General features: G+C 68.4%; 20 protein-coding genes and 1 pseudogene. 16 read left to right on the forward strand and 5 right to left on the reverse strand.

Going from position 1 to position 21,889, the window contains the following annotated elements; translation table 11 throughout:
- Window positions 1-59 precede the first annotated feature (59 nt).
- Together ACH4UK_RS16930 and ACH4UK_RS16935 are read right to left on the reverse strand one after the other, a co-directional pair.
- Window positions 60-1,178 (reverse strand): fatty acid desaturase family protein, encoded by a 1,119-nt coding sequence (locus ACH4UK_RS16930; protein WP_398357034.1) that lies wholly within the window; start codon window positions 1,176-1,178, stop codon window positions 60-62.
- A 7-nt stretch (window positions 1,179-1,185) separates the two neighbouring features.
- Window positions 1,186-2,241: a ferredoxin reductase gene (locus ACH4UK_RS16935; protein ID WP_398357035.1), complete on the reverse strand. Its 1,056-nt coding sequence runs from the start codon at window positions 2,239-2,241 to the stop codon at window positions 1,186-1,188.
- An 85-nt stretch (window positions 2,242-2,326) separates the two neighbouring features.
- Here ACH4UK_RS16935 and ACH4UK_RS16940 point away from each other — a divergent pair, with 85 nt between their 5' ends.
- From ACH4UK_RS16940 to ACH4UK_RS17000, 13 genes and pseudogenes are all read left to right on the forward strand, one after another.
- Window positions 2,327-3,466, forward strand: coding sequence for a PucR family transcriptional regulator (locus ACH4UK_RS16940; protein ID WP_398357037.1), 1,140 nt, complete (start codon window positions 2,327-2,329; stop codon window positions 3,464-3,466).
- A 259-nt stretch (window positions 3,467-3,725) separates the two neighbouring features.
- The gene (locus ACH4UK_RS16945; RefSeq protein ID WP_398357039.1) at window positions 3,726-4,064 is read left to right on the forward strand and encodes a thioredoxin family protein; all 339 of its coding nucleotides are present in this window, start codon (window positions 3,726-3,728) and stop codon (window positions 4,062-4,064) included.
- A 640-nt stretch (window positions 4,065-4,704) separates the two neighbouring features.
- A complete protein-coding gene (locus tag ACH4UK_RS16950) occupies window positions 4,705-9,537 on the forward strand; it encodes an RHS repeat-associated core domain-containing protein (protein WP_398357041.1) in 4,833 nt (1,610 codons plus the stop codon).
- Window positions 9,538-9,545: 8 nt separating this feature from the next.
- Complete coding sequence (locus ACH4UK_RS16955; protein WP_398357043.1) at window positions 9,546-9,917, forward strand: DUF6193 family natural product biosynthesis protein; 372 nt, start codon at window positions 9,546-9,548, stop codon at window positions 9,915-9,917.
- Window positions 9,918-9,963: 46 nt separating this feature from the next.
- The gene (locus ACH4UK_RS16960) at window positions 9,964-10,179 is read left to right on the forward strand and encodes a DUF6193 family natural product biosynthesis protein (protein ID WP_398357045.1); all 216 of its coding nucleotides are present in this window, start codon (window positions 9,964-9,966) and stop codon (window positions 10,177-10,179) included.
- Between the two features lie 21 nt (window positions 10,180-10,200).
- Window positions 10,201-10,416 (forward strand): hypothetical protein, encoded by a 216-nt coding sequence (locus tag ACH4UK_RS16965; protein ID WP_398357047.1) that lies wholly within the window; start codon window positions 10,201-10,203, stop codon window positions 10,414-10,416.
- A 776-nt stretch (window positions 10,417-11,192) separates the two neighbouring features.
- Complete coding sequence (locus tag ACH4UK_RS16970) at window positions 11,193-11,978, forward strand: hypothetical protein (protein WP_398357048.1); 786 nt, start codon at window positions 11,193-11,195, stop codon at window positions 11,976-11,978.
- Between the two features lie 17 nt (window positions 11,979-11,995).
- Window positions 11,996-13,165 carry a sensor histidine kinase gene (locus ACH4UK_RS16975; RefSeq protein ID WP_398357050.1) on the forward strand — a complete coding sequence of 390 codons (1,170 nt, stop codon included), beginning with the start codon at window positions 11,996-11,998 and terminating at the stop codon, window positions 13,163-13,165.
- Window positions 13,166-13,193: 28 nt separating this feature from the next.
- Window positions 13,194-13,892 (forward strand): response regulator, encoded by a 699-nt coding sequence (locus tag ACH4UK_RS16980; RefSeq protein ID WP_398357052.1) that lies wholly within the window; start codon window positions 13,194-13,196, stop codon window positions 13,890-13,892.
- 355 nt (window positions 13,893-14,247) lie between these two features.
- Window positions 14,248-14,396: pseudogene (locus ACH4UK_RS16985) on the forward strand (GntR family transcriptional regulator); the annotation flags it as partial.
- 162 nt (window positions 14,397-14,558) lie between these two features.
- Window positions 14,559-15,047 carry a hypothetical protein gene (locus tag ACH4UK_RS16990; RefSeq protein ID WP_398357054.1) on the forward strand — a complete coding sequence of 163 codons (489 nt, stop codon included), beginning with the start codon at window positions 14,559-14,561 and terminating at the stop codon, window positions 15,045-15,047.
- Between the two features lie 483 nt (window positions 15,048-15,530).
- Window positions 15,531-15,905, forward strand: coding sequence for a hypothetical protein (locus tag ACH4UK_RS16995; RefSeq protein ID WP_398357056.1), 375 nt, complete (start codon window positions 15,531-15,533; stop codon window positions 15,903-15,905).
- A gap of 493 nt (window positions 15,906-16,398) precedes the next feature.
- The gene (locus tag ACH4UK_RS17000; RefSeq protein WP_398357057.1) at window positions 16,399-16,833 is read left to right on the forward strand and encodes a hypothetical protein; all 435 of its coding nucleotides are present in this window, start codon (window positions 16,399-16,401) and stop codon (window positions 16,831-16,833) included.
- A 128-nt stretch (window positions 16,834-16,961) separates the two neighbouring features.
- On the opposite strand, the gene ACH4UK_RS17005 is transcribed toward ACH4UK_RS17000, so the two are convergent.
- Genes ACH4UK_RS17005 through ACH4UK_RS17015 form a run of 3 tightly spaced genes read right to left on the reverse strand, consistent with a single transcriptional unit; the run spans window position 16,962 to window position 18,709 of the window.
- Window positions 16,962-17,699: a hypothetical protein gene (locus ACH4UK_RS17005; RefSeq protein ID WP_398357059.1), complete on the reverse strand. Its 738-nt coding sequence runs from the start codon at window positions 17,697-17,699 to the stop codon at window positions 16,962-16,964.
- A complete protein-coding gene (locus ACH4UK_RS17010) occupies window positions 17,696-17,968 on the reverse strand; it encodes a hypothetical protein (protein ID WP_398357060.1) in 273 nt (90 codons plus the stop codon). Before ACH4UK_RS17010 ends, ACH4UK_RS17005 begins: the two co-directional genes overlap by 4 nt.
- A gap of 3 nt (window positions 17,969-17,971) precedes the next feature.
- A complete protein-coding gene (locus ACH4UK_RS17015) occupies window positions 17,972-18,709 on the reverse strand; it encodes a hypothetical protein (RefSeq protein ID WP_398357062.1) in 738 nt (245 codons plus the stop codon).
- A gap of 259 nt (window positions 18,710-18,968) precedes the next feature.
- Here ACH4UK_RS17015 and ACH4UK_RS17020 point away from each other — a divergent pair, with 259 nt between their 5' ends.
- From ACH4UK_RS17020 to ACH4UK_RS17030, 3 genes are all read left to right on the forward strand, one after another.
- Window positions 18,969-19,664 (forward strand): hypothetical protein, encoded by a 696-nt coding sequence (locus ACH4UK_RS17020; protein ID WP_398357064.1) that lies wholly within the window; start codon window positions 18,969-18,971, stop codon window positions 19,662-19,664.
- A gap of 188 nt (window positions 19,665-19,852) precedes the next feature.
- A complete protein-coding gene (locus ACH4UK_RS17025; RefSeq protein ID WP_398357065.1) occupies window positions 19,853-20,437 on the forward strand; it encodes a TetR/AcrR family transcriptional regulator in 585 nt (194 codons plus the stop codon).
- Between the two features lie 89 nt (window positions 20,438-20,526).
- Complete coding sequence (locus tag ACH4UK_RS17030; RefSeq protein WP_398357067.1) at window positions 20,527-21,873, forward strand: MFS transporter; 1,347 nt, start codon at window positions 20,527-20,529, stop codon at window positions 21,871-21,873.
- Window positions 21,874-21,889: the final 16 nt, after the last annotated feature.

A 21,889-nucleotide genomic window follows, 5' to 3' on the forward strand; every position in this document is an offset into this window, starting at 1 on the left:
CCGACCAGGCCGTCGTGTCGCAGCAGTGACGTCGCCAACGGCTGAGGTGCGGCGGGAAGTCAGGCGGCGATGAGGTCCTGCTCACGGTCCGGCGTTCCGACCCTGGGCTGCTTGTTCGGCAGTGCGAGCCGGAAGACCTTGTGCCACGCGGAGAACACCTGCTTGGGCAGCGGGCCGGTGACGTACTCCAGCTCGTACTTCTCGAACAGCGCGCGCACCTTCACCGCGACCTCGGCGTACCGGTTGCTCGGCAGGTCCGGGAACAGGTGGTGCTCGATCTGGTGCGACAGGTTGCCGGTCATGAAGTGCATGGCCTTGCTGCCGCTGATGTTCGCCGAGCCCATCATCTGACGCAGGTACCACTGGCCGCGTGTTTCGCCCGTGATCGACTGGCGTTCGAAGACCTGTACGCCCTCGGGGAAGTGCCCGCACATGATCACCGAGTGGGTCCAGAGGTTGCGGACCAGGTTCGCGGTGAACGTGGCGGCAAGTGTGGTGAGGAACGAGGGGCCCGAGACCAGCGGGTGGATCACGTAGTCCTTGAGCACCTGCTTGCGGATCTTGCGGCCCACGGCCCTGGCCCGCGCGCGGAACTCCGGGTTCTTGCGGCGGCGCTCGGAGAGGTTCTTGCTGAGTTCCAGGTCGTACGCTGCGATGCCGTACTCGAAGAAGCAGGCGTTGAGGAAGTTCCACAGCGGCTGGCCCAGGTGGAAGGGGTGCCACTTCTGGTCCTCGTCGACGCGCATGATGCCGTAGCCGAGGTCGTTGTCCTTGCCGATCACGTTGGTGTACGTGTGGTGCAGCTCGTTGTGCGAGTGCTTCCACTGAGCGGACGGCGAGACGTGATCCCACTCCCAGGTGGTGGAGTGGATCTTCGGGTCGCGCATCCAGTCCCACTGGCCGTGCAGGACGTTGTGGCCGATCTCCATGTTGTCCATGATCTTCGCCACGGACAGCCCGGCGGTGCCGATCAGCCACGCGGGCGGGAAGATCGAGAACAGCAGCACACCCCTGCTGACCAGCTCCAGCTTGCGCTGCGCCGAGATGACCCGCCGGATGTAGGCGGCGTCCTTCTCGCCGCGGTCGGCGATCACCTCGTCGCGGATGGCGTCCAGCTCGCGTCCCAGTTCCTCGATCTGCTCCGCGGCCAGGTGGGCGGTGGGGTCGATGGCGGTCAAGGTGCTCCTACCGTTCGATGTCGCAGGGACCCGCCGCGGCGGACACACAGGTCTGGATGAGGACGCCCGGCTCGGCCTCGGTGATCTCGCCGGTACGCAGGTCGCGGACAGCGCCGGCCTTGAGCGGCGTGACGCACCCGAAGCAGATGCCCATACGGCACCCGGAGGGCATGAGCACGCCGATCTCCTCGCCGATGTCCAGCAACGGCGTGGCGCCGTCCGCGTCGATGGTCTTGCCGGTGACGCTGAACGTGACCTCGCCGCCGTCGCCGGCGACGACGATGCCGGGGCGGAAGCGTTCGGTGTGCAGGCGCTCATGGACGCCGTGCTCTCTCCAGTGCTCCTCGGCGGCGTCGAGCAGACCTGCGGGCCCGCACGCCCAGGTCTCGCGCTCGGCCCAGTCGGGCACGAGCTCTTGGAGACGGGAGATGTCGAGCTTGCCGTCCGTGTCGGTGTGCACCTCGGTGAGCCGAAGCTTCTTGTCCGCGACCAGGCTGTGCAGTTCCTTGCGGAAGATCACGTCCTGAGGCTGTGGCGCGCAGTGGACCATGACGACGTCGTCGAGTTCGATGTCGCGCAGCATGCCCATCACGGGCGTGATGCCGCTGCCGGCCGTCAGGTAGAGCACCTTGGCGGGCTTGGCCTGCGGCAGGACGAAGTCACCGGTCGGCTGGTCGAGCTGGATCAGCATGCCCGGTTTCGCCCTGCGGACCACGTGATTGCTGACCTTGCCGTCCGGGATCGCCTTCACGGTGATCGTGATGCGGCCGTCCTGACGGTTCGTCGGCGAGGTGATGGAGTAGGCACGCCACAGGCGCACCCCATCGACGTCGACCCCGATCCGCACGTACTGGCCGGCTGTGTGGCCGCGCCAGCCCCGCCCCGGCCTGATCACGACAGTCGCGGCGTCATCGGTCTCGGAGTGCACGGCCTCGATGCGCCCACGCAGGTCAGCGCCCGTACGCAGCGGGCTGACCAGATCGAGGTAGTCCGACGGCAGCAGCGGCGTCGTGACCATCTCCAGCAGTTTCCACGCCCTGCCACGGAGGGCTGTACTCGTCATGACTCCAGCTTGCTGCGCCTCCGGCGTAAAGTCCTGACCACAGGACGTAAATCCAGTCGGCCGAATTGTTCGCAGGGAACAAAAAATGAGCTATGCAATCCGGAGGGCCAGCGAGCTGACCCTGGATGAGACGACGGTCACCGCCCTCCGGGCCGCACTCAAGACCACCGCCGACGAAGTCGTCCAGGCGATCATCGACGAGGTTCCTCCCTACGCCCATGCCTTGTCGGGCCGCATGGGCGCCACGATCCGCAGAGCCGTCCGCACCGCCCTGGGGCACTACCTGGACCTTGCGAGCGGGAATGCCACAGGCGGCGACGCCGGGGACGCCGCCTACGAGCTGGGCCGCGGCGAGGTGCGCGACGGCCGTTCCATGGACGCCCTGCTCGGCGCCTACCGCGTCGGCGCCCGGGTCGCCTGGCGATGTCTGGCAGCGGGTGCCGTACCCGCGGGTCTGCCCGCCGCCGAGGTCGCCAAGTTCGCCGAGCTGACCTTCGCCTACATCGACGAGCTCTCCGCCGCGAGCGCCGCGGGCCACGCCGACGAACTGGCCGCCCGGGGCAGAGCCCACGAGCGTCACCTGGAACACCTGGCCCGCGACCTCCTCGCCGGCGCCGGCCCGGACGTGCTGCTGGCCTCCGGCCAACGGGCCAGGTGGCAGCCTCCGGTTTCGCTGACCGCCGTCCTGCTGCCCGCGGCGCAAGCCCGGCCTGCCTACCGGACACTCGACCCGAGCACCCTCGTCCTCGACGATCTGCCGGATGCCACCGGTGTGCTCCTCGTCCCCGATGCCGACCGATCACGTCTCCTACGGCAGCTGACCGACCGCGCCGCCGTGGTCGGCCCGGCACGGCCATGGACCCACGCGTCCGCCTCGTACGCACGGGCCCTACGCGCGCGCTCCCTTTCCTCTGACATTCGCGACACCGAGGACCACCTGCCCGACCTGGTGCTCAGCGCCGACGCGGACGCGTTCGCAGACCTGCGCGCCCGAGCCCTCGCACCGTTGCAGACCCTGCCTGCCGCAACCGCACGTCGGCTGGAGGAGACGTTGCGGGCGTGGCTGCTGCACCAGGGCAGACGGGCCGAGATCGCGGCGGAGTTGTTCGTCCACCCCCAGACGGTCCGATACCGGATGTCGCAGCTCCGAGAGCTGTTTCCCGATCTCGCATCACCACACCGGGTCCTTGAACTGACGCTGGCGGTCGGCCTCCGGGTCGACTGACGCGTCACCCGTCCACCGCCGCGTCCGCGAGCGTCCGGAGATCCTGCCCGTTCCCAGTGCCAAGCCGCCACGACCCGGGAAACGGCGGCTTTCCGGTCGTGGTGGCAAGGGGCCGGGCCGCTCGCCCCAGGGGCCACCGCCGTCCTGCGGCGGCCCGTACCTCCCTCCCGGCAGCCGGTCGGACGACCGGCCGGGGCCGACTGGCACACCGCGCGATGGAGAATGGGACGGAGTACGAAACGTGAGGTCAGGAGCTCCCATGACAAAACTGGTTCACCGACCTCGTGAGGACGCGGAGTTCGATTTCATCCTCGGGAGAAGCAAGGTTCCGGTTCTCGCATACTTCACCGGGGCATGGCCCAAGGCAATCGAGCCCTGCCGGGTGATGGATGTCGTCGTGGGCGACATCGCCGCCGCCTACTCGGGCCGCCTGACGGTCGTCCGCACCGACATCACGCGTTGCCCGGCGGCAACCGAGCGATACGGGATCACCGGAGCCCCGTCCTGCCTCCTCCTGAAGGAGGGAACGGCGGTGGCGCACGGCACGGGGCCCATGACCAGCGATGAGGTACGGCAGTTCCTGGACGGTCACCTCTGAGCGGCCGCTGCGGCACCCGGACCGCCGCTTCTCGTCGCGTTCGAAGCGGACTCGGCCGTTGAAACTCTCGGTCACCGCCTCCGCCCGTGCACCCGTGCACCCGTGCACCCGTGCACCCGTGCCCAGCAGAACGGGCACCAGCGGTCGAGTACGGTGCATGGAGGCCGCCCCGGTTCTGTGCGTCTCGGCCAACCGTGCAGGTCACAGCAGGAACGACCGCCCAAGAACCGTTGACTCCCAGGCTCAGAGCGCGAGTTCGATTCTCGTCACCCGCTCCATGAAAAAGCCCCAGGCCAGCGGCCGGGGGCTTCTTTGTTGTCTGGACCACTTCAGGCGTCGTGCACCAGATCCGCACGAGGTGGCTCGACCTCAGCGCGACCCGGACCGCCAGCGGCCTCGCCCGTCCGACGGCTCGCCTTGACCGGGGACGCCCGGCAGCCGCCCGCGGAAGGTGCAGGCCCCCCTCCGCCACCGCCTCGCCGCGAGAATCTGTCGCCAGATGTGAACGGATTCACCTCACAGCTGTCCGCCAGCCTGCGCACGCCGGAATGAGACGATCTTGGTATCGCCGTGCAGGAATGAGATCCTGATTCGCATCTGCATTCAGTGAACGCAGCTTTGCACGGGGGGACTTCGCGCTGTGGCTGTAACCGTGCCCGATTGGGCCGACACCATGCTTGACCTCATCGGGATCAACTGGCCGAACGTCGACGAAGACGCGTACCGGGACATGGCCGACGCTCTCCGGGAGTTCGCCGAGGATGTCGAGGACGACGGTCACCTTGCCAACCAGCACGTGCAACGTCTGCTGTCCTCCGGAAGCGGTGAAGCCCTCGACGCGCTCAAGGGCCACTGGGGCAAGGTCAAGAACAAGCACGTAAAGGACCTGGCCAGTGGCGCTCGCACGATCGCCGGTGCCCTGGACAACGCGGCCACGGCGATCGAGGCCATGAAGTACGCGGCAATCGTCCACCTGGGCGTGCTCGCCGGCAAAGCGGGCATCTCCATGGCGTTGATACCGGTGACCGGCGGGCTGTCCATGCTCATCGGCGGAGCGGCCATCGCGGTCGCTCAGCAGGCCATCCGCCGGATCATCAAGGAGTGCATGGAGGAGGTCGTCGGATACATCGTCTCCGCTCTGACCGAGCCGGCCGTCGCCGCGCTGGAGAACATGGCCGCGGATCTCGCCGTACAGGTCGGAGCCAACGCGCTCGGCCTCCAGGACGGCGTCGACATGAACCAGGTCGGCCAGTCGGGCAAGGAGGGCTTCAACGAAGGAGTGGCGGGGGCCAAGGATTCCCTCCAACTCGCCTCCGCCGACGGTCCCGGCCCCGCGCCCGGCAAGGGCGTGCACATCGAGCACGCGGAGCACACCCGCGCGGGCACCAAGCTCAACCTGGTCAGCGTCGACGTTCACGGCAAGACGGCGGGGAAACTGTCCAAGGCCAGGACGCATCATGGCCGAAGTCGAGGCAAGGACGACATCGCAGGCGCCCTGGACCCCGTGATCGACAAGGCCATGAAGGCGCTCGGCAAGGCCAACAGGGCCATGGGCGACCACTTCGGCAAGACACTGCCGAAAGCGGTCAAGGGCATCTCCGAGAACCAGAAGAAGATCGAACTGGACATCAAGGAGATGATGTCCAAGGGCGTAAAGGTGCGTAAGGGCGACAAGGAAGACGGCCCGCGCCCCGATGCGCCCCGGAACTCCACCCGCACCAAGGCCGACGCGCTGAAGAACGCCAAGGACGAGCCGCGCCGCAACGCGATCTCCCTGGAGAAGAAGACCTGCGAGAACGACCCGGTGGACGTCGCCACCGGCGAGATGACCCTGCCGCAGACCGACCTGGCCCTGCCCGGAGTCCTTCCTCTCGTCCTTCGCCGGACCCATCTCTCCGGCTATCACTACGGCCAGTGGTTCGGCCGCAGTTGGGCCTCAACGCTGGACGAGCGGATCGAGCTGGACCTGCTCGGCGGAGGCGCGGTGTGGTCCCGGGAGGACGGTTCGCTCCTCGTCTATCCGCGGCTGCCCCTGGCCGAGGACGACGACGGGGTGCTCCCCGTGGAGGGCCCACGGCTCCCCCTGCGGCACGGAGGCCAGAGCAACGGCGAATCCACTTATCTCGTCACCGATCCCCGTTCCGGTCTGACGCGTTCCTTCCGCGGCGGCCCGTACAACGCGTCCCCCGCCTACTGGCTCAAGGAGATCGAGGACCGCAACCTCAACCGGATCGACTTCGCCCGCCTCGGGGACGGCAGTCCGACCGCCATCGTCCACTCCGGGGGCTACCGGGTCGCCCTGGCCGTCGAGGACTCCCGCGTACGGGAGCTGTCCCTGCGTACGCCGGACGGTCCCGTCACCGTCATGCGCTACGGCTACGACCCTGTCGGCAACCTCGACGCCGTCATCAACTCGTCCGGTCTGCCGCTGCGTTTCATGTACGACCCGAACGACCGGATCACCTCGTGGACCGACCGTAACGACTCCACGTTCCGCTATGTGTACGACGATGTCGGCCGCGTGGTCCGCACGGTCGGCCCGGACGGCTATCTGTCGTCCACGTTCGCCTACGACGTCCATCCGGAGACGGGCGACCGCGCCACCCGGTACACGGACTCCCTCGGCGCGACCAAGGTCCACCAGTTCAACGACCGGCTCCAGGCCGTCGCGGAGATCGATGCGCTGGGCGGCGTCACCCACCGCAGCTTCGACCGGTACGACCGGCTGCTGTCCCGGACCGACCCCCTCGGGCGTACCACCACGTACACCTACGACGATCGTGGAAACCCGGCCCGGGTCGGGCACCCCGACGGCACCGTCGCCCAGGTCGAGTACAACGAGTTGAACCAGCTCGCCGCCGTTACCGGGGCAGACGGCGGGACTTCACGGCAGGAGTACGACGACCGGGGCAACCCGACGCTCTTCACCCGGCCGGACGGGTCCACCACCCGACTCACCCACGGCCCGCAGGGCCAGCTCATCGGAGTCGACGACTCCCTGGGCGCGCTGGACCGGCTGCGCTGTGACGCGGCCGGTCTGCCGCTGGCGGTCCGCGGGCCGCTCGGTACGGTCACCCGTTACGTCCGGGACGCGTTCGGACGCCCGGTGCGCATCACCGACCCCCAAGACCGCACCACCGAACTGGAGTGGACGGTCGAGGGCAAGCTCACCCGCCGGACGGACCCCGACGGCTCGCAGCAAGCGTGGACGTACGACGGCGAGGGCAACTGCCTCGCGCACACCGACGCGGCGGGTGGCGAGACCCGCTTCGAGTACACCCACTTCGATCTGGTCTCCGCCCGCACCACACCGGGCGGCGCACGCCAGGAGTTCACCCACGACACAGAGCTGCGCCTGACCCGGGTCACTAATCCCCAGGGTCTGACCTGGGACTACACCTACGACGCGGCAGGCCGTACCAGCGCGGAGACCGACTACGACGGCCGTAATCTCCGCTACTCCCACGACTCCTGCGGCCAACTCATCTCCCGTACGAACGGACTCGGCCAGACAGTCCGCTACGAACGCGACCTCGCGGGCCGGGTCACCGCCAAGGACGCCGACGGGAGCGTCACGCGCTTCGCCTACGACATCCACGGCCGCCTCGCCTCATCGACGGGCCCGGACAGCGAGCTGTCTCACGTACGCGACAGTTCGGGCAGGATCCTCCGGGAGGTGTGCGACGGCCGCGAACTGGTCAACACCTACGACGAGACCGGGCGGCGCACCCGCCGGGTCACCCCATCCGGTGCCGTCAGCTCCTGGTCCTTCCCAGCCGGTCGCACGGCCGAGCTCCATGCCTCCGGCCACCGACTGAGCTTCCGTTTCGACGAGACGGGTCGCGAGACCGGCCGTCGGATCGGTGACGCGCTGACCGTCGACCTCGCGTACGACCCGGCGGGGCGCCTGATCGACCAGCTCGTCCGGACGACCGGTGACCGGGTCCTCCAGCGCCGCACGTACACGTACCGTCCCGACGGCCATCTCGCTTCGGCCGAGGAGCTGGCCGGAGGCCGCAAGCGGCTGGAGGTCTCCGGTGACGGCCGGGTCACCGGTGTCACGGCGGAGAACTGGTCGGAGCGGTACGCGTACGACGAGGCCGGGAACCAGACCAGTGCCTCCTGGCCCGGTGCGGGCGACGCCTCCGGGCCGCGCGAGTACGCCGGAACGCGCATCACCCGCGCAGGCCGTGTCCGGTACGAGCACGACGCCCAGGGCCGGGTGGTCCTGCGCCGGAAGACCCGCCTCTCCCGCAAGCCCGAAACCTGGCACTACGGCTGGGACGCGGAGGACCGCCTCGTCTCGGTCACCACGCCGGACGGTACACGCTGGCGCTATCTCTACGACGCCCTGGGACGGCGCTCAGCCAAGCAGCGCCTGGCCGAGGACGGGGCGACGGTGGTCGAGGAGGTGACCTTCACCTGGGACGGCGACACCCTCTGCGAACAGATCACTTCCACGGCGGGCTCCCCGGATTCCGTCGCCCTAACCTGGGACCACGACGGCGTGAAGCCGGTGACCCAGGTGGAACGCCGGCTGGTGGACCAGACGGAGGTCGACAGCCGCTTCTTCGCGATCATCACCGACCTCATCGGCACGCCCCGTGAACTGGTCGATGAGCTCGGCGAGGTGGCGTGGCGCACCCGTTCCGCCCTGTGGGGAGCCACGTCATGGAACCGCGACGCCGGCGCGTACACCCCCCTGCGCTTCCCCGGCCAGTACTTCGACCCGGAATCGGGCCTCCACTACAACCGACACCGCCACTACGACCCCGAGTCGGGCCGCTACCTCTCCCCCGACCCGCTCGGTCTGACCCCGGCCCCGAACGCGGTCACCTACGTCGACAACCCGACCCGGTGGATCGACCCTCTGGGACTGGCAGGCTGCCCCCACCGAGGTGGGGAACACCGGCACAGTGTGGCGCTGGGCATCAACAAGAAGCCCGATTTTGCCTCGAATTCCCTCGCCGCGCATCTCCGCACCAACGGCGATCCGGGAGCCCACACCTACAACGGGGACGACTATGCCGGAGTCGAGGAAAGCGGGCCGGTCTGGATGACCAACGTGATGGGGGCCATCGGGGATCGCGGTACCACTCTGTCGATCACGCTCGACGGCATGCCCAACAGCAGTGGCAGGGTCGGAAACTGGAGCTCACCCGAGGATATTGTGGACGCTTTCCAGAACGCGGCACAGAATGGAGCTCCGTTCAACACCCTGCACGAGGACAACTACCCGGGCCAAGGCCATGGCACAGCATGGGAGATGAGCGAAGTCGCCTACGCAGTACGCAATTATGATGGGGCAGCCGCGTGGGGAGACCCCGATGACGAACGTCCTGGGCGACCGTGGGAGGAGATAAAGTGGTACACCCGAAACGAGGAGGGGGGATACAAGGAAGTCGCCGTACCCAAGCCGAACATTCCCGAGATACAACCAGATCTGTCGAACCTGCCGACACACTTGAGGTAACGAAAATCATGGCGAGCAACGAAAAGTCCCGAAGTGCGGCTGAGATCGTGGCAGCAGAGTGGTCCGATACCCTGTCCTACGGCAGGGACCTCATCAATCCGGCCGTTCCCCGAGCTGCTTACCAGCACCCGTCGCTGCGCGAGCTCTGGCCCATGGTCAGCCACGGCGTCCTGTACCTGAGTCGGTGCACCCGGTGGCCCTGGACAAACGATGTCGGTACGGCCTACCCACTGGCCAAGGGTGGATACCGAGTGCGTCGCGAGTCCGACAAGTCCCTCCTCGGCGAGGTCGACACCGTCGAAGAGGCCTATGCGTTGATCGCCGCCAGCCTTCCCGACGGTTGCGGGCCGGCCGTCGACGGAACCCCTGACGATCTGTGATCACACCGTTGCGAGCAACGATATATCCCGAAGCGCGGCCGAGTTCGTGGCGGCAGCGTGGTCTGCTGTGCTGTCCTACGGCAGGGACCTCATCAATCCGGCCGTTCCCCGAGCTGCTTACCAGCACCCGTCGCTGCGCGAGCTCTGGCCGATGGTCAGCCACGGCGTCCTGTACCTGAGCCGGTGCACCCGATATCCCTGGTCCCGTGACATCGGTACAGCCTTCCCTCAGAGTGGGGGCGGTTACCGGATACATCGATGATCCGACAACGCTCTCCTCGGCGTGGTCGACACCGTCGAGGCTGTCAACTGGAACGAGTCGTACGCCTATGACCCCGCCGGCAACCAGTCCGCCACCGAGTGGCCTTCCTCCCACCCGGGGCACGCAACCACCGGCCCTCGTTCGTACACCGGCACCACCATCACCCGTGCTGGGCAGGCGCGGTACGAACACGATGCGGCCGGACGCATCACCCTGACTATGCGGAAAAGGGAGTGAATCGCGGAGTGTTCCGCAGTGCGGACGGACTACGACAGTTCCGCATGGATCCTGATTCCATACAGGGAAAACACTGGCCCGACATTCCACATGTACACTGGGAAAGTTCGTCAGGATCAACGAACTCCCTGGCAACCCACCCAGCTACTTGATCCTCCTCGCCGAGGACTCGGACTTCTCCAACGGATGTGGGGATTACTGGGTGGAGAACCGTGAGGACTCGGATGGATTCTTCGCCGAAGCGCATTGGGAAGTCGAATGGTCTCACCAGTGAAGAATCCTCGGCTATACGCCTGCGCGCGAACGGAGATCACCGGCGTGAGTTAAGGCGTCGGCCCGCACGGGCACCCGTACGCCTATGCCATCAACCCCACGGTCGCCATGCGGCAAGCAAGTCCGCATCATCGCTCTCTGACCCGTCGACCCACCCCGCGCCTGTACCTCGGTAGGGAGTCGCGCGGCCAACCCCGTGCCCCATCCGTGCCCAGCGGAGCGGACAACAGCGGTCAGGTGCGGCTTCCATGGACCATGGCCATCAATGTCGGCCGACGCGAAAGAGCAGGTCAGAACCTCTTCGGTGACCCAAGAACCGTTGATTCCCAAGCTCAGAGCGCGAGTTCGATTCTCGTCATCCGCTCCATGAAAAAGCCCCAGGCCAGTGGCCTGGGGCTTCTTTGTCGTCCCGATCGTCGGACCACGGTCCGATGCGGGAGCGGCGGGAGGATCGGACCGTGCTCCGATGCGAAGGGTGCCGTTCGGCCGGGATCGTTCACGGCATGACAACAACACGGGGCACACCCGCCGTACATGGCGCCGTCTCGCCGGCCAAGGCCCAACTTCTGCCCGTGGCGTGGGACGGCGACGCGCCCTTTCCCGGGCGGTGGGTGGGCGGGGTCTCGCTGGTGGTGGCGCCCTTGCTGCTGGGGGCCGGAGTCCTGCTGCGGCTGCCTTTCCACTTCTTCTTCCCGGAACAGCTCGCCGCCCGCGTCGAGCACCCCGGACTGGTCGCGGTCTCCTACGGCGCCTTCGCGGCGGGGACAGCCCTGCTGTGGCCGGGCCTCGCCGTGCTTGCGGTACGCATCGGCCGTCGCAGTCCCGGAATGGCTCTGTGGGGCGGAGTCCTCGCCATGCTGGGGCTCTTCGCCCGGACGTTCCACGCCGGCGTGGACCACCTCGCCTTCCAGTTTGCCGACCGGCAGGGGGCGGAGGCCGCCGCCCGGTTCGTCGGGGAGACGTACGGCGCCTTCCACATCTTCAGCGCCCTCAATGCCGCGATCATGGGAGGCTGGCTGCTCCTCGCTGCCGGAGCCTGGCGGGCGCATGTGCTGGGTCCCGTCCGGGCATCGGCCCTGGCCGCAACTGCCGCGCTGCCGCTCGGCGTGCTCAAGGGCACCACGCCGCTGTCGGTGGCGGCCGTCGCAGGTCTCTGTCTCGCGCTCGTCCCGCTGGGCATTGCCGTGCTGCGCAACGGCCCGGCGCCCGGCTGGGCCACGGCCCTCCGCTGGACCGTGGCGGTCACTGCCGTACTGGCTCTCATGACCCTGGTCGGGCGAGCTGGTTGACGATGTACGGTCGGACCATGCGTGTCCCCCGGCGGCTGCACGACATCCATCTGCTCACGCTCGACCTGGCGGCCGCACTGCTGATCGCCATCGTGTACGTCGGATTCACCCGGATGCCGGGCGACGGCGTGCAGCCCCACTACTCCGGACCGGCATGGGCGGGCGTGCTCGTAGCCGCGGTGGTCGCCTTCCCGGTCGCGGCCCGCCGGCCGTGGCCCGTACCAGCCGCGGCGACGGCCCTCGTCGGTGCCTCCGCCGCCAGCCTCCTGGACATCACGCGCGAGCCGTGGGCCGCGGTCGGCCTCACCCTTTACGCAGTCGCTCTCACCGCGCCCCCGAAGCGCTCGGTGCCGGTGCTCGCCGCCTCGCTCGCCCTCGCGGCGGCAGCGGTCCTCGCCGGGGAGGCCGTCGTCACCCCGGCCGAGACCTGGAGTGGGGCGGCCGGCGTCGCCGCCATGGTCTGGCTGGTCCTAGGCTGCGGCTGGGCGGCAGGCTTCGCCGTACGGACCCGGCGGGCCAGGGAGGCCGACCACGCCGCGCACCGCGCCGAACGTGCCGTCGTCGAGGAACGGCTGCGCATCGCGCGGGAGTTGCACGACATCGTTTCGCACAGTCTCAGCCTGATCGTGGTGAAGGCGGGGGTCGCCGTGCACGTGGCCCAGCGCCGCCCGGAGGAGGCGGAGGACGCTCTGCGCGTCATCGAACAGACCGGTCGGGCCGCCATGACCGAGATGCGCCGCACCCTGGGCGTGCTCCGCGCCGGCTCGCCTTCGGCGCCGCTGGGCCCGACACCCGACGTCGACGCGCTCGGCGGACTGGCCGACCAAGCGCGACGAGCAGGCGTGGAGGTGGACTTGGACGTTCGGCTGCCGGATGGCGGTCTGCCCGCGGGCATGGCCCTGGCCGTCCACCGGATCGTTCAGGAGTCCCTCACCAACGCGGTAAAGCACGCAGCCCCCACACGCTGCCGGGTGACGGTCGAGGCCGACCTTCGCGAAGTACGCATCGACGTCACGGACGACGGCGTGCGAGGTGTCGGCCCCGAACGGACGGCAGGTCACGGGCTGATCGGTATGCGGGAGCGGGCGATGATGCACGACGGGACGTTCAGTGCGGGCCCACGCTGCGAAGGGGGTTTCGCGGTCTCCGTCCGACTGCCGCAGGACGACACCGGGACGATGGTGTGAGAGATGAAAGAGACGCAGGGAGGCCGACGTGTCGGACGTGACCAGGGTGCTCGTGGTCGACGATCAGGTGTTGTTGCGCGGCTCCTTCCGGATCCTCATCGAGAACGAACCCTGCCTCACCGCCGTCGGAGAGGCGGGCGACGGGGCGGAGGCCGTCGAGCTCGCCCATCTGCACCGTCCGGACGTGGTCCTGATGGACGTCCGGATGCCGGTCATGGACGGAATCGAGGCGACCCGGCGGATCTGTGGCTCCCACGAGACCGCTGGCGTCCGGGTGCTGATCCTGACCACGTTCGACCTCGACGAATACGTCTACGCCGCCCTGCGGGCCGGCGCCGCGGGCTTTCTGCTCAAGGACTCCCCGCCCGCGGAGGTGCTGGCCGCCCTCCGGGTCGTCGCCAAGGGCGACTCCCTGCTGGCCCCCTCCGTGACCCGTCGCCTCATCCAGGAGTTCACGCGCCGTCCCGACCCGGACTCCGGCCGCCGCCACGCCTCCGCCGCGCTGACCGGAGTCACGGAACGGGAGCTCCAGGTGCTGGGGTTGATCGCGCGGGGCCTGTCGAACGACGAAATCATGGCGCACCTGCATCTGAGCATGGGCACGGTGAAGACCCACATCGGCCGCCTGCTGTCCAAACTGGCCGCCCGCGACCGAGCCCAGCTGGTGATCGCAGCGTACGAATCCGGAGTGGTGTCGCCTTCCGACGACGGCTTGGGAACACACTGAAGGAAAGACCCCGGAGCGGGGCGCATCGCCGTCCCGCTGCGCGCCCCGGCCCGTGCCACATCCGTGCCCTTCGGGGCGGTCAACAGCGGTCAAGAGCAGCGTCCAGAGTCCGCACCAGCCTCGCCCTGCCCGAACAAAAGATGCAGGTCAAAGGAACTTTGTCTGCCCAGGACCCGGTGATTCCCAAGCTCAGAGCGCGAGTTCGATTCTCGTCACCCGCTCCACGACTAGGGCCCAGGTCATCGACCCGGGCCTTGTTTGTTGTCTGGACCTGTCTACGTATCGCGTGCCCGTTCCGCGCCCGATCGTTTCTTGGCCCGCTCCTCCTGTGCCCGAAGTCGTGCGGCACGCACGTGAACCGGTCGTCGAGTTGCACCGGAGGACGTATACAGCCGATGGCCCGGTGGTGGAGTTCGCCATCGGAGTGCACGCGGCATCGCGCTTCGCCGGGGAGACGAGTCTCAGGTGCCTGACTCGGCGACGGGGAAAGAGGATCCGCAGTAATCACTGCACAGGACTGGAAAGACGCCCCGTACATCTGGAGCTATCCCAGATGGCCACGCCCTTCAACACTGCTCCGTTACCATCGGGCTCGGCAGCCAAGGCCTCGGCGTAGAAGGGGCTCGCCGCACTCGGCGAGGGATAGGCATGCGAAGCAATCCTCGGATGCGGGAGATCCTGCGGACGACAGACATCACCGACCTGAGCGATCGGGACATTCCCCCCATGTTCCTTGAGATCGTGGAACGCGGGTGGTCCCGCACGGCCACTGGTGGGCGCGTGCTGACCGACCTCTGTCCGGAGGCGCCTGGCACCTATGTCGATCGACTCGCGGAGGAGACGACGATCAACGGGAGGGGGATGACCGACTACGACCTCCCGACCGCACCGGACGAACGTACGCCCCTTCTCGTCCGGAGGTGCCTGGCGTATATGTGCGCCTGCCTGCGGAAAGCGCAGGAGGAGTTCGGTGACACTCAGGTGAAGGCGTACGTCTCCCTCTCCTTCGCCGATACCGAGGAGGCCCTCCTCACCTCCAACGTCACCTTCTGCACCCCGCTTCCCGACGTTCGCCCCTACATTCCGGACCTGGAGGCTGTTGCGGACGCGGCCGTCGCGGAGATCTCGCTGGAGGACTGCTCGGCTTGGTCCTGAGGGTCCCTTGGCCCCCTCTGCTCGTGCCCCATCCGTGCCCAGCAGAGCGGACAGCAGCGGTCAGGTGCGGCCTCCACAGACCATAGCCATCTCAACCGTCTCATGGGAAAGCGCAGCACAGGACGCCTTTGGTGGCCCAAGAACCGCTGATTCCCAAGCTCAGAGCGCGAGTTCGATTCTCGTCACCCTCTCTTTGAAAGGCCACGGCCAGTGACCGGGACCTCTGTCGTTGTCTAAATTCGTGTCGACTCGGACAGGTTCGACCAGTTCGTCAGAGAGCGTTTCGGTACACCCAACCCTGAAAGCGCCAAGGAGAGAAAAAATCTCTACGCTATGGAGGCAGGGAAGATCCGAGCGGGCGAAGCCGGTATACGGAGTCGACGGAAGGCGCTGGAGGCGCAACTGGGAATGGAGGTTGATCTGTCCATCATCCGCAGGGGAGGCCCGTATGGCACCCCTCTACATCAGGGTCCCGTGATCCCCATGAGCAGATACTCCTACTGCAAGATCCTGGTCGCGAACATCACGGTCGACGAAACGCAGCGCCTACTCGGCAGTCTCTTCGGTGGAGCCTTCGAGCGGCGCACGCTGACGGTTGGCGAGATGGAAATCGAGGTGCGTCGGAATTCTGACGCCCAAGCCAATGGTGTTCAGCCCGATGACTTTGTCCGGTGGCCTGTACACATCGAGACGGAACCGGTGACGCCGCACGGCGAGACCACTGCGGTGAGAACCGTTTCACGTATTCTCGAGGCCCTGTGGGATGCCCAGGCACAGGCCGTCGCAGCGTGTGACTTCGAGGACGAACTTCCCTGGATGGGAGGCATCCAGCGGCTACGGCAGTCCGACGACAGCTGAAGTTAGAGGGACCAGGCTCCTGTTGGCGCAATACCGCGGCTTTGCAGGAGGGAAGAGCCCGCCCCATGGCTCTGGGGACCGACGGCCGCGATGGCGTAGAGGTTGAGCTCCACAAGGTCGGTGTGGGCCTCACGCTGGTGCTGGGGCGGCCGAGTTCCACCACTGATCTCCGGGATAGGCGCTGCGGGCGAGCATCATCGGCCCCGCCGCCGGGGCAGCGGGCCGGTGTCCTGTTCGCAGGAGTGGTGTCTGTGGTCTGAGCGGCTCATCGTCGGCTCTACCTGGATAATCGATGCATGGCATCACAGCCTCGTCTCTCCGACCTCCGTCGTGCCAAGTTCGTCCGGCGCCTGCCCGCAGCACTCTCCGAGCTCGCATGATGCACACAAGCGACAGCTTGGCCGCCGAACTCCGCAGGCTCCGGGATCGCCCGAGTGCCGATGCCGCGCCCCCTGTCCTCTCCCGCTTCGTCATCGACGTTCAGGGGGATGCCGTGGAGTACGAACGGCGCCTGCGGTCGGTGATCTCACCCGCCGTGCGGCTGGGCGGCACGGCGGATTTCGAGCAGGAGAGTCTCCCGGTCGGCGATGTTCCGGACTGGTTCGCCGCTGTGAGTTCCCAGAAGCCGGAGCGGGCCCCGCAGTTCGCACGGGCCGGGCGCGAGCGGTATGCGGAGCACACCGGGGGCGGCCGGCCATGGGAACTGCTGGACTGGCTGTACCGCTTCGACCCCGACGAGGACTCCCGCGGCTGGGAATGGTGGGACGCCACCCAGGTCGGCGCCTCCCGCGTCCACGTCTGGGTGGACAGCTGGGGGGAGTCCTTCTTCGGGTGCCAGGATCTACTCTGGACCGCTTACACGGCGGGCGCGGTACGCGTCGACGGCCCCGGAGTTCAGCAGTCCGTCGTGTGGTCGGCGGACTGCTGAACTCCACGCGCTGAGGCAGCCGCCAGCAAGGGGTGCCCCGTCCGGATAGTCGAGGGGCAGGCCGCCGTCCTGGCCCTGGGCCACACGGTCGCACTCGACGAGCGCAATACGTCGAGTGGCAGGGACTGCTACCGCGTATCCGCGTCCGTGAAGAGCGCACCACCCGGCTGATCAGCCACGCTCAAGCCCCCCCTCGTGCCGCATCCACCCGGCTGGCCCGGCGGCCAATGCGGGTTCGGCGTGCCGTCATCGCTCATGTGCGCCCGCCGCCAGATCCCGTTCCAGTTCAACGGGGTCTCCGGAACGAACCGGTGCCTCTGCCCACACGGACATGGCGCCAGCACCCACGCACAGCCACGGCAGAGGTCCACCCAGCCGTGCCCCGTCGCGTTCGACACCGGGGGTCTCTCGTCTCCGCAGGCGGGGCAGCCGGGGAAGACGGCGCCGTCCAGAATCGCGTTCTGCCGCCGCACGTACTCGGGCAGCCGCAGCGACGGATGGTTCAACGGGGCCTCGTACCAGGCGCGGTTCGGGCCCTCCCACCGGCTCTGCAGCCACCACGGTCGCGGGTTCACCACCGTCCGTCGCCCGGCCCGCTTCTCCGCCCGGCGTTGCGCGGCGTACTTCTCCGCCCGCGCGAGCCACAGCACCCGCGCCGCGTGCAGCTCCTCCACCGCCCGCACCAGCGCGTCCGGGTCCGCCTCCAGTCGCCGGGGGATCGCGGCGCTGAGCGTGAGGTGGTGGTACGTCGCCCGGAAGCCGTACGGAGCGAAGAGGGTGATGCAGGTCCGCAGCGCGCTGTGCCGGGGACGGAGGGGAAGGCGCGCGTCGTGCACGTGCGCTCGGTGGGTCAGGAAGCTGGTCATTGTGCGGGCGCCAGGTCCAGGTCAAGGTCAAGTGCCCATGCCCATGCCCATGCCCATGCCCGTGCCAGGGCCAGGGCCAGGGCGGCGGCGATCCGCATAGCCGCTGTGCCCACCTCCGCCGGATCGGTTTCCCCGTTCAGCACGAAGTGGCCGTATGACGCGTGTTCGCCAACCGGCCAGAGCGCGAAGTCGTCGGCAGCGAAGAGCTCCAGAACGGGTTGCATGACCATCACATGGGGATGATGCCGGACCCACTGCTGCTTCGCCACGGGTCAGGTCGCGGTGGGGACGGAGCGGGCTGCCGCGAGCTTGGCCATCGTCCGCAGTCTCGCGAAGTAGGAGGCGCAGTACTCCGAGTTGATCACGGTCACGACCTTGTCGAGGTCGGCGATGCAAGCCCAGAGGTGGGCAATGCCACCGTCATCGAGCCTACCGTTCAGCTCTCTCTGAACGAGGCCGACGACATCGGCGTCCAGGACGACCAGCTCCACGCCCTCAACGTCAATGCCGCGAAAGCTGTCCGGGTACAGGGCGCGCCGGTGTTCCTCCCACAGCCGGGCGAGTCGGTCTTCAGGGGCTTCAGGCTGGGCTCCGCTCAGGTCGACAGCTGCCTCGTCTGCCACACGTGGTGGACGAAGGAGCAGGGAAACAGCATCGAAGACGGCACGCACCAGGGTGATGGCCCTGACCGGGCCGAGGGCGGCGCTCGTCACGGTGCCCTGCGTGAGCTTGTCGCGCAGGAGTCGGCTGCGGTCGAGCTCGGCAGCGAGTTCGACCGGGATGAGCCCTGCGTCCGCGGCCCGCACGATGAGGTCCTGGACCGGTTCGACGATGGCCAGACGCTCGGTGAGGACCTGCTCCAGGGCGATCAGCGAATGCGTGACGGCGACGGTGGCGAACTCGTATCGGTAAGAGGCGTGCCGGATGAGTTCGCGGGACGTTTCCATCGCGCTCATGACGTACATCGACGCGTCGCCGGGCAGAACCAGGTCGGCCACCAAGGCGTCCATGCCCGCATGGTCGAGAGCGACGTCGCGGGCACGTGGGTCCGGTACGGGCCAAGGGGGCGGACCGGGCAACGGCGGCAGGGTGTTCACCGGGGCAGTCTCGTCGTCGGAACGCTCTCGGTGCCAGCGGAATTGTTCGGGGCGGCCGGCGGCCCGGTGCCGCACGTGGCCACTCGCCCGGTCCGGCCTCGAGGAACGAGCCGAGTTCCTGTTTCTCGACCCGGCATGGATCTGGACGGGTCAGCAGGGCAGGATCAGGCATATGGGAAGCACGCGGTTCGCGGAACTGTTCGCACGGGGGCGGGACGCGTTCCTGGCCGGGGATGTCCCGCATCAGGAGCCGCCCAGGGAAGGTGGCGGACGCTGGGGTCTCACCGTGGCCCTGCGGCCGGACGCATCCGTCTCCCGACGAATGGAACGCGTTACCGCGGAAGCCATGGCGGTGGCGGGAAACGCGCACTGGCCCACCGGTGCAGCGGTCTCCTCCCATTTCACTGTTCGCACATTGGAGCGTTACCGGCCAATCGTCCCCAAGGATGACGAGCGGCTCATGCGATATCAGGCAGCGCTGCGCCAGGCGTCCGACCGGGTGGGGACCATCCGGCTGGAGCTGACCGGGCTGACGCTCACTCCCGCGAGCGTCATGCTGTGCGCTTCTCCGTCAGGCGACGCCGTCGAACGCTTCGCCGAGTATCTGGCGGAGGAGTTGGCGGATGACGCCTGGTTCGAAGCCGGGTTCACCCGCGATATCTGGTACGCGAACCTGGTTCACTTCACTGGGCTTCCGGAGAATTCCCAGGCCCTTGTGGAGTGGGTAGCTGCCCGCCGGGGCCTCGACCTGGGATCCAGCGTGCACACCTCCGCGGATCTGGTCGCCTGGACGTTCGATGGTCGACACATGGTGCCTGAGACGCTGGGGAGAGCAGAGCTGAGAGGGTCTGCCGGCGGAACGAGATGATGGAGATGCCGGTTTGCCCGCTCCGACGGGAGTTCCGGTGAGTGGCGTGCCTGGTCATTCTCGGGCTGCGGGCCGCCCGGCCGCCCGGAGCAGGGCCCCTCAACCACTGGTCCGCAGCGGGTCGCACCTTCCCCCGCGACGCGCGTGATTCTTGACCGATCGTTCTGCTTGGGCCTAGGGTCTGCGATGTGGCCAGGACCAAGGAGTTCGATCCGGACGCCGCGTTGCAGTCGGCCCTCGAGCTGTTCTGGCGGCGCGGCTACGAGGCGACGTCGATCGCCGATCTCGTCGAGCACCTCGGGATCGGTCGCGCCAGCATCTACGCCACCTTCGGCAACAAGCACGAGCTGTACCTGAAGGCCATGGACCGGTATTCCGAGGGGCGTGATCCGCTCCTCTTCGCCGAACTGGCCCGGCCGGGGGCCACGTTGCCCGCGGTGCGGGCGTTGGTGCGTCGCTTCGCCTCGGAGGCCGCCTCGTCGGAGGGGCGGTTGCGGGGGTGCCTCATCACCAACACGGCGGCGGAACTGGCCCCGCACGACCCCGAGGCGACCCGTCGGGTCGAGGTCAGCTGGGAGTACCTCGAGGCGCTGTTGCAGTCCGCGCTCGTCCGGGCGCGGGACCGCGGCGAGCTGCCCGAGGAACGTGATCCGCGGGCGCTGGCGCGGCTGTTGCTCGTCCTGTTGCAGGGGGTGCGGGTCGTCGGCAAGGCGTCCAGCGATCCCGCGCGGGTGCGGGATGCGGCCGAGCAGGCGCTGAGCCTGCTGGACTGAATCACCATCATCACGCCGGTCCCACCGGCGACTGCCGCATGCCCGAATAATGGACCGATCGGTCAAATATGAGAAGGGGGAGGAAGGGTATGACCGCCGAGGGAGCCACCCAGGTCGTCGCCGTGCGGCACCGCTACGCCTTCGCCCTTCTCGGGAGCGTGCAGACCACGCTGATCTTCACGCTCGCCGCGATCGCTGTGCCGCTGCCCCTCATCGGGCGGGAGTTCGGGTTGCAACGGTCGGACCTGATTCTGCTCAGCGCCTCGTACGGGCTGACCTTCGCCGGGCTGCTGCTCTTCGGCGGCCGGCTCGCCGACCGTTACGGCGGGCGGCGCACCCTCGCTCTCGGGCTCCTCCTGTTCGCCGCGGCGTCGGCCGCCGCCCCGTTCGCCCCCGGCATCGGGGCCCTGCTCGCGGCCCGCTTCGCCCAGGGCGCCGGTGCGGCCCTCGTCGCGCCGGCCGCCATGGCGGTGCTGCGCGTCGTCCACCCCTCCCCCGCCGCGTACGGCAGGGCCATGGCCACCTGGGGCGGCCTCTCCGTGCTCGGCGCGACCGCCGGCAATCTGCTCTCCGGCGTCATCCTGTCGTGGCTCTCGTGGCGTTGGACCTTCGCCGTGCCCCTCGTCGTCGCGGTCACCGCCCTGGCCCTCGCGCCCCGGCTGCTGCCGTACACCGCCCCGCACCGGGGCAGGGCGCTCGATCTGCCGGGCGCGCTTCTCGCCACCGCGGGGATCACCCTCGCCAGTTACGGACTCGTCGTCACCGACGTCCGGCCGTGGGCATCGGCCGGCGTGCTCGTGCCCCTGCTCGGCGGGGTCGTCCTGCTCGTCGCGTTCCTGTACGCCGAGCGTCGCGCCCACGACCCGCTGCTGCCGGCCCGCTTCCTGCTCGACCAGCGGCGGGCCCTCGCGCTCACGGCCATCGCGCTGAGCGCTTGTGGGACCGCGATGACCTTCGTGGTCCTCTCGCTCCACCTCCAGCAGATACGCGACTGGTCGCCGCCGCAGACCTCGGCCGCCTTCGTGCCGTTCGCCGTCGCGCTGATCGCCACCGGGCGGGCGGCGGGGCCACTGGTCATCCGGTACGGAGCCGGAGCCATCACGACCGCGGGGCTCGGCACCGGCGCGGCCGGGCTCATCCTCCTCGCCGCCACCGGACTCCACGCGCACACCCCGTACGCGTACGGACTGTTGCCCGGCCTCGTCCTGCTGTCGGTCGGCACCGCGGCCTCCTTCGGCGGGGCCGCCGTGCTCGCCACCGAAGGCGTACCGCCGCAGCAGACCGGGCTCGCGGGCGGGGTGCTGAACAGCGCGATGGAGCTCGGCCCGACCGTCCTGTTCGCCCTCCTGCTCACCCTCGGCAGCGATGCCCTGTCCCTGGCCGCGACGGGGTCCGCCCTCGCCGTCGCGGCCCTCCTGAACCACCGCACCGACTGATCAACCACTCACGAGG

Origin of the sequence: Streptomyces sp. NPDC020884, assembly GCF_044333935.1 — a bacterium.
In the GTDB taxonomy this organism is placed as follows: domain Bacteria; phylum Actinomycetota; class Actinomycetes; order Streptomycetales; family Streptomycetaceae; genus Streptomyces.